The sequence below is a fragment of the Acinetobacter sp. ANC 4173 genome, from assembly GCF_004331255.1.
Lineage (GTDB): Bacteria > Pseudomonadota > Gammaproteobacteria > Pseudomonadales > Moraxellaceae > Acinetobacter.
In genome coordinates this window covers 130,536-137,302 of record NZ_SJOF01000012.1, presented here as the reverse complement: position 1 = coordinate 137,302, position 6,767 = coordinate 130,536, and the positions used below count along the sequence as shown (strand labels likewise).

The following is a 6,767-nucleotide window of genomic DNA, read 5'->3' as shown; positions in this document are numbered from 1 at the left end:
ATGTGTGTATATGGCAGGGGCGGCTGGATTCGAACCAACGGATGGCGAGATCAAAACCCGCTGCCTTACCACTTGGCGACGCCCCTAATACATACATCTACAGGTGAAATTGGCAGGGGCGGCTGGATTCGAACCAACGGATGGCGAGATCAAAACCCGCTGCCTTACCACTTGGCGACGCCCCTATTGAACTTTAAAATGACGCAATGGAGACTCATTTAAACTATTTACCAAGTAAGCTTTACATGGTGCATGTTTAAGAATTTCATTCACGTGCATTTCAGCAGTTACTTCAGTAAAAACACAAGCACCTGTACCTGTAAGTTTTGCAACACCGAACTGATCTAAATATTGCATCGCTTCATTGACTTCAGGATATAGACTTCTTGCCAAAGGTTCAAAGTTATTTCCAAAGTCAGATGGCTTTATCTGATAGGCGCAAAATTTAGATGGCTTCGAGTTTCTTGTCAACTTTTTTTGTGAAAAAAGCAGTTGAGTGCTGATAAAACAATCAGGTTTCAGCACTATGTACTGTTTTTGATCTAAGTTGATGAATGTTAAGTGTTCACCAATGCCTTCTGCCCATGCATTTTGCCCATGTACAAAAATGGGAACATCTGCGCCAAGTTTCACACCCAGCTCTGCCAATTGTTCAGTATTTAATCCACATTGCCAAAGCTGATTAACGACGAGTAGGGTCGTCGCAGCATTTGATGATCCACCGCCGAGTCCTGCACCCATCGGAATATTTTTTTCAATGTTGATGTTTAAGCCAGTGAGATGCTTTGCCAACGGTTTTAATATCTGTGTGGCTTTGTAAATTAAATTCTGTTCCAGATCGACGGCATTTAAGCCTTCGATCTGAATGTCATTTTGCTGAGTAGGTTCAAATTCCAACCAATCGCATAAGTCTATCAGTTGAAAAATAGTTTGCAGCTCGTGATATCCATTTTCACGACGTCCTGTGATGTGTAAAAACAGATTGAGTTTTGCAGGAGAAGGGACGCGAATCATAGCTAGCCAGAATTAACGGTTTTGAATCAGCATTGTAATACGATTTTCTTTGCCAGATTCAAGTTCTTGTTTCAGAACTAATTTATTTGGTAGTTGTGCAGTGTCGTTATAACTGAGATCGACTTGCCAGCCATCTTCAATAATTTGTTGCGGGCGATTCGCTGCATCCTTGTTAATTTGTGCTTGCAGTGTTGCAGGTCGAGCCTGTACCCAATTAATTAAATGAGTAATAGGCGCTTGCCAGCCTGTTGCCTGTTTCAGAAGCTCTTCTGGTGTGGCGGCTTGAATTAAGCCTGTTTTCGCACTATTGAGGCTTACAGCGCCGGGCTTTCCAGTAATTTGAGTTTTACCGACACCAAGAATACCACTGAGTTCAATATCAAATTCTTGCTGTTGTTGCTGCCAAGTAAAAAAGGCGCTACCCGACTGTTGTGGGGTGCGAACGCCAATTTTACCTTGTAAATTAAAATTATTTTGTTCAGCAGCGTTTGGGCTTTCAGCAGGAATTTGCGGTTTGGTAAATTGCTGACAACCGGTTAGGAATAAAATACTACTGGCGAATACGGTTAGACCGACTTTTGAAAATACACGCATCGAAATCAATTAGCTCTTTTTCATTTGTTGAGGTAACAGTAACGAATTCAGTTGTTCCAATTGAGGATCATTTGGGTGTTTTTGTTTTAATTGTTGTAACACGGTGCTGAATTCAGTAATTTTTCCTTGCATATATAATGCCTTGGCATATCGCACACCGATTGAAACACTATTGCTTAATGTGTAAGCCCGGCCAAGCACTTGTGCGGAAGTTTCAAAGTCATTCTGTAGATAGGTGATATAGCCTAACGTATCCAAAATTGATGCTTGATCTGGGGTGTATTCGAGCGCGAGTTCAACATAATGCCGTGCATCATCTAAACGTCGATTTTGTAAAGCAAGCGTATAGGCATAAGCATTTAAATAGGTTGGGCTATTTGGTTCAATTTCCAATAAGCGATTGAGGAGTTGTTCTAACTTGGCACGATCTTGAAAGGGATCAAGTAATAATACTTCGGCATAAATTAAATCGGGATCATCTGGCAGATTTTTAATGGCTTCATCTAATAAACGACGGGCAGCTTTGGTGTTGCTCATACGTTTTAAAATATCTGCCTGTGCCTGATAGAGGAAACTGGCGTGTTGTGGATAATTGACCCGTTCCTGAGTCAAAAAACGTAAGGCATCTTGTAGTTTGTTTTGTTGTGCAAAAATATTAATCATGCTGCGCCTAGAGACAGGATAGAGATTACCATCAACCAAGCGATAGTAGGCTTTGGCTGTTTCAAAATGCTGCTTGCGTTCTGCATTGACGGCCAAATAGTAGTAGGCATCATTTTGATATTGAGCTGAATATCTCAGTTCAACCAAAAATTTTTCCGCATCTTCATATTGTTTTAAGTCAATACTGGTCAATCCAGCCAGAAAGAGTGCTTCTTCTTGCTTGGGCCACTTTTTTAAGATGCTTTCGAGCTTTTTAAGCGCAGTATCTGACTGATTTAATTTAATTAAATATTTTGCTTCAGCGAGTCGAACTTCTAAGTTATTCCGATGTTTACGGCTAGATTTATCATACCATTTCAAGGTTTCTTGTTCGTCACCCAAGACAGTCAGTAAGTTGGCTTTCATGAGAATAAAGCCTGTGACTTTCGGGCGCTTGCGCAAGGCACGGTTAATGGTAATCAACGCTTGATCGAATTGACCATTTTGTGCTTCTAAGCCTGCAATCAGCACCAAAATGGATGGATTGTCTTTTTCTTTACTGGCAGACAAGGTCTTGAGCAGAACTTCACGGTCTGCTTGTGATTCAGGTGAAATACCCGCCAAAATTTGTTCTAAATCCGCATTAGGATCAATCATTAATATTTTATCGAGTGTTTCTGCTGCCAACTCGTATTCATGTGCTTTTAGGGCGATATGCGATAAATAAAATAGGGCGGGCACATCTTCAGGTTCTTGTACAACCCAATGTGTTGCAATATCTAGCGCCGCTTTTAGATCATCTTGTTCCAGCGCAATATTGAGTGCACGTTGTTTCACTAGGGTGGAATTACTACGAATGGCCAGAACGGTGTAGTTGTGTAAAGCCGTTGGAATATCATGATAAGCCAAAGCGAATTCGGCAATCATGCTTTGTTTTATGGCATTATTATTTGAATTTGCATGATAAACTGCCTCTGATGCTCTTACATGAGTACCAGAAGCCATGCTACCAAGCAGTAAGAATGTGGTAGAATACTGCTTTATCGTCGTGCCGTTTATACGGCTGTTTGTTTGACGCAATTTTTTCTTGATCCAAGTAATGCTTTTTATGACACCGATGTTGCACAATAGCATAAATTTAGTGAATTGATGATTTGATATGTCTTTCTTTGCATTGGGGGTCAACCATCAAACCGCGTCAGTAGCGTTGCGTGAGCAAATTGCATTTAATGCTGAAAAGCTTAGTGTATTGCTTGCTCAGCAAAGTCACAACTCTGAATTAAATGATTTGGTGGTTGTGTCGACGTGTAACCGTACCGAGGTTTATGCCATATCTGAAAATGCGGATATGGTACTCAGTTGGCTCGCCCAAGCAAATCATTTAGATGTTAAGCAATTAGTCAATCATGTCTATCGTTATGAAGATGCGCAAGCGGTGACGCATTTAATGCGGGTGGCTAGCGGGCTAGATTCTCTCATGCTCGGCGAACCACAAATTTTAGGGCAGGTAAAATCTGCACTATCTTTAGCCAAAGATGCACATACGGTTTCAGGTAATTTAAATCGAATTTTCGAATATGCTTTCTATGCTGCAAAACGCGTTCGTTCAGAAACTGCGGTAGGTAGTCATGCTGTTTCAATGGGGTATGCCGTTGCGCAGTTAGCCCTGCAAGTCTTTAGTCAACCTGAAAAAATGACCGTGCTGATTGTGGCGGCAGGTGAAATGAATAGCTTGGTAGCTAAGCATTTGGCAGAAATGGGGGTTGGCAAAGTGCTGATCTGTAACCGCACCCGTGAGCGTGCTGAATTGTTAGCACAAGAGATTGCGCATCAGGTTGATGTTGAGATTATTGATTTTGCAGCGCTGGCTGAAAACTTATACCGTGCAGATGTGATTTCAAGTTGTACGGGAAGTTTGCATCAGGTTATTTCCTATCAAGACGTGAAGCGTGCCTTAAAGAAACGCCGTTATCAACAAATGCTCTTGGTTGATCTTGCCGTACCGCGTGATATAGAACCTAAAGTTGAATCTTTGGATGGTGTTTATCTCTACGGTGTGGATGATTTACAGTCGGTTATTGATGAAAATCTTGCGCAGCGTCGTCAGGCGGCTGTTGAAGCGGAAGTGATGGTGAATCAATTAGCCATTGAGCTGATTACCCATGAACGGGTCAATGAAGCAGGCGAAACCATTCATCAATATCGTCAACATGGGTATGAATTACAACAAGAAGAATTGCAGTTGGCTTTGTCTCGCTTAGAAAAAGGGGGAAATGCTGCGCAAATTATGCAGGATTTTGCTCATCGTTTAACGCAGAAATTGCTACATCCAACCTCTATTGTGTTGCGCGATGCAGCTAAAGCAGAAGATCCTGCTTATTTTGAACAATTGCAGCAAAGTTTAGCCAATGTTGCAGTGCATCGACGTAAATCAAAAAAATAAATATGATTTCTATGCTTTAAGATAACAGGCGCAGCCCAATTTTCTTGGTCAGTTCATTCAGTTGCTGACGTAAATTACGTGACTCAAGTAATGAATTCGGGTCTTTTAATTTCTGTCGTAAATATTTTTCTTGTAAGCCTAAGGCGTATTCGGTTGCCAGTTTATCCGCCATTTCTGGTGCATGGGTTAGCACTTCGATATTGGTACGTCGCATAATATCAGCAATTTCTAAACGGTAAGTGCTGCAAGCACCCAATACGTAATAGGTTGCTAGCTCTTGGTCATCAGGCAAGTTATCAAAAATTCGATTGAGAATGTTGAGGACATGCGAGAGTAATTCCTGACTTGGAACAAATGCGCGTAAAGTTTCAAAATGAATATACAAAAATGGATGATTCATCAGGATAGCGATGGCAAAGTCTTCGTCTTTGGTACGAATGTTAAAAGATAAAGACGCATCATTACTGAGTTGTGGTGTCCAACGTTTACCAAACCCTAGTTTTTCTTTAAAGGATTGATTTAAAAGATAACGAAAAGAACCCGTTTTCGGCAATAGTTCAGTCAGTTGACGCAGTTCAGCCATCACCAGACTTTTACCTTCGGGACTGCTGATATCTTGATTTTGGGTTAAATGCGCAAACACAAAGTCCGAGAGTAGGGGGGCTTGCTGTAATAAGCGTTGGAAATTTTCTAAACCTTCACGTCGAATCAGTGAGTCAGGGTCATGATCATTGGGGAGCACAAAAAACTTCAGTTCACGACCATCATTTAATAAGGGTAAGGCAATGTCTAAAGTACGCCGTGCTGCTTTTTGACCTGCCGTATCACCATCAAAGGCAATGGTGATACGGTTGTTCTGTTTGAACAGAATATTTAAATGTTCAGTATTACTGGCGGTTCCTAGCGTTGCGACTGCCCCATAAATGCCATTTTGTTGTAGCGCGATGACATCCATATAGCCTTCAACCATCAGCCAATCTTGAGCTTTTTGCTTACGACCTTCATACAGTCCATACAGTAACTGGTTCTTATGGAAAACTTCGGAATCTGGCGAGTTGATATATTTGGGTTTAATTTGATCATTCAAGGCGCGACCACCAAAACCAACCACACGACCTTTGGCATCACGAATCGGGAAAATCACCCGATCACGCAGTAAATCAAAATCACGACCATTGTCACTGGTACGGATTAGACCCAATAATTTTAAGCCCTGAACATCCTGCGGGAAGGCTTTTTCCAAATGTTGCCAATCTTCAGGTGCATAACCTAAACGCCAGAATTGAAGTGTGTCTGCACCTAAGCCGCGGTGTTTAAAGTACTGTTGTGCACTTTGGCTTTGGGGGAGTTGTCGTTCATAAAATTGTGCGACATTCTCCAGCAAATCGTAAAGATTGCCCTCTTGTGCAGGTGCTTCATTGAATGCTTGAAATTGTTCAAACTGGGCAAAAGGATCATCAATATTGCCAAATTCTTCAAATGGATCATGATCGATTTGCGGGTTGTGAGGCGTTGGAATTTGAACAGAATTTGTGGGAACAACTGGATCAGCGGCTACAGGTTTAGTTTCTCGTTTGTAGGAGAGGCGTTTGGAATCTTGATTATCTTTGGGGAGTTCAATACCGGCTTGGCTAGACAGATCTTTCATCACATCGACAAAATTCCGATTGTCGATGTCCATGAGAAAGCGAATGGCATTGCCATTGGCTTGGCAACCAAAGCAATGATAATACTGCTTGTCACGGTAGACGTGAAACGATGGCGACTTTTCCTGATGAAACGGGCAACAGCCTGAATAAGTGCGTCCCGTTTTTTTAAGTTTCACGCGTTGACCAATTAAATCGACAATATCAGTTCGATCGAGAATTTGATCTATCGTGTGCTGAGGAATGGCCATAGTCGTTATCGTGATATATGCAGCAAAATGAAAATGCAAAGCCAGATTTGCTTGAACCCAACTTTTGCAAAAGAAAACTATTTATTTGTATATGGTTTGATCAGTCCAATCAAGCGATATGCAAAATATAAAAGGGCAAGTATGATAACTTGCCCTTCATGAAATTGCATCAAATCT

5 protein-coding genes and 2 tRNA genes are annotated in these 6,767 nt (G+C 41.5%); 1 reads left to right on the top strand and 6 read right to left on the bottom strand.

The features are described 5' to 3' along the window. Positions 1 to 11: 11 nt before the first annotated feature. The 5 genes from E0H94_RS14135 to E0H94_RS14115 all read right to left on the bottom strand — a co-directional run bounded on the left by E0H94_RS14135 (position 12) and on the right by E0H94_RS14115 (position 3,330). Positions 12 to 86: transfer RNA gene (locus tag E0H94_RS14135), tRNA-Gln, on the bottom strand. 24 nt (positions 87 to 110) lie between these two features. Then, positions 111 to 185, bottom strand: a tRNA-Gln gene (locus tag E0H94_RS14130). After that, positions 184 to 1,014: a 4-(cytidine 5'-diphospho)-2-C-methyl-D-erythritol kinase gene (gene ispE, locus E0H94_RS14125; RefSeq protein ID WP_131327095.1), complete on the bottom strand. Its 831-nt coding sequence runs from the start codon at positions 1,012 to 1,014 to the stop codon at positions 184 to 186. Before ispE ends, E0H94_RS14130 begins: the two co-directional genes overlap by 2 nt. Before the next feature lie 12 nt (positions 1,015 to 1,026). After that, positions 1,027 to 1,608 carry a lipoprotein insertase outer membrane protein LolB gene (lolB, locus tag E0H94_RS14120; RefSeq protein WP_131327094.1) on the bottom strand — a complete coding sequence of 194 codons (582 nt, stop codon included), beginning with the start codon at positions 1,606 to 1,608 and terminating at the stop codon, positions 1,027 to 1,029. 9 nt (positions 1,609 to 1,617) lie between these two features. Further along, positions 1,618 to 3,330, bottom strand: a complete 1,713-nt coding sequence (locus E0H94_RS14115; RefSeq protein WP_205679302.1) for a tetratricopeptide repeat protein — start codon at positions 3,328 to 3,330, stop codon at positions 1,618 to 1,620. Between the two features lie 79 nt (positions 3,331 to 3,409). Between E0H94_RS14115 and hemA the strand changes: the two genes are divergently transcribed. Beyond that, complete coding sequence (hemA, locus tag E0H94_RS14110) at positions 3,410 to 4,693, top strand: glutamyl-tRNA reductase (RefSeq protein WP_131327092.1); 1,284 nt, start codon at positions 3,410 to 3,412, stop codon at positions 4,691 to 4,693. Between the two features lie 16 nt (positions 4,694 to 4,709). Here hemA and E0H94_RS14105 read toward each other — a convergent pair whose 3' ends face one another. Then, the gene (locus tag E0H94_RS14105; RefSeq protein ID WP_131327091.1) at positions 4,710 to 6,590 is read right to left on the bottom strand and encodes a DNA primase; all 1,881 of its coding nucleotides are present in this window, start codon (positions 6,588 to 6,590) and stop codon (positions 4,710 to 4,712) included. Positions 6,591 to 6,767 lie beyond the last annotated feature (177 nt).

Coding starts and splice junctions, on each gene's coding strand:
- hemA (WP_131327092.1), top strand. CDS start 3,410: ATGTCTTTCTTTGCATTGGGGGTCAACCATCAAACCGCGTCAGTAGCG.
- E0H94_RS14105 (WP_131327091.1), bottom strand. CDS start 6,590: ATGGCCATTCCTCAGCACACGATAGATCAAATTCTCGATCGAACTGAT.
- lolB (WP_131327094.1), bottom strand. CDS start 1,608: ATGCGTGTATTTTCAAAAGTCGGTCTAACCGTATTCGCCAGTAGTATT.
- ispE (WP_131327095.1), bottom strand. CDS start 1,014: ATGATTCGCGTCCCTTCTCCTGCAAAACTCAATCTGTTTTTACACATC.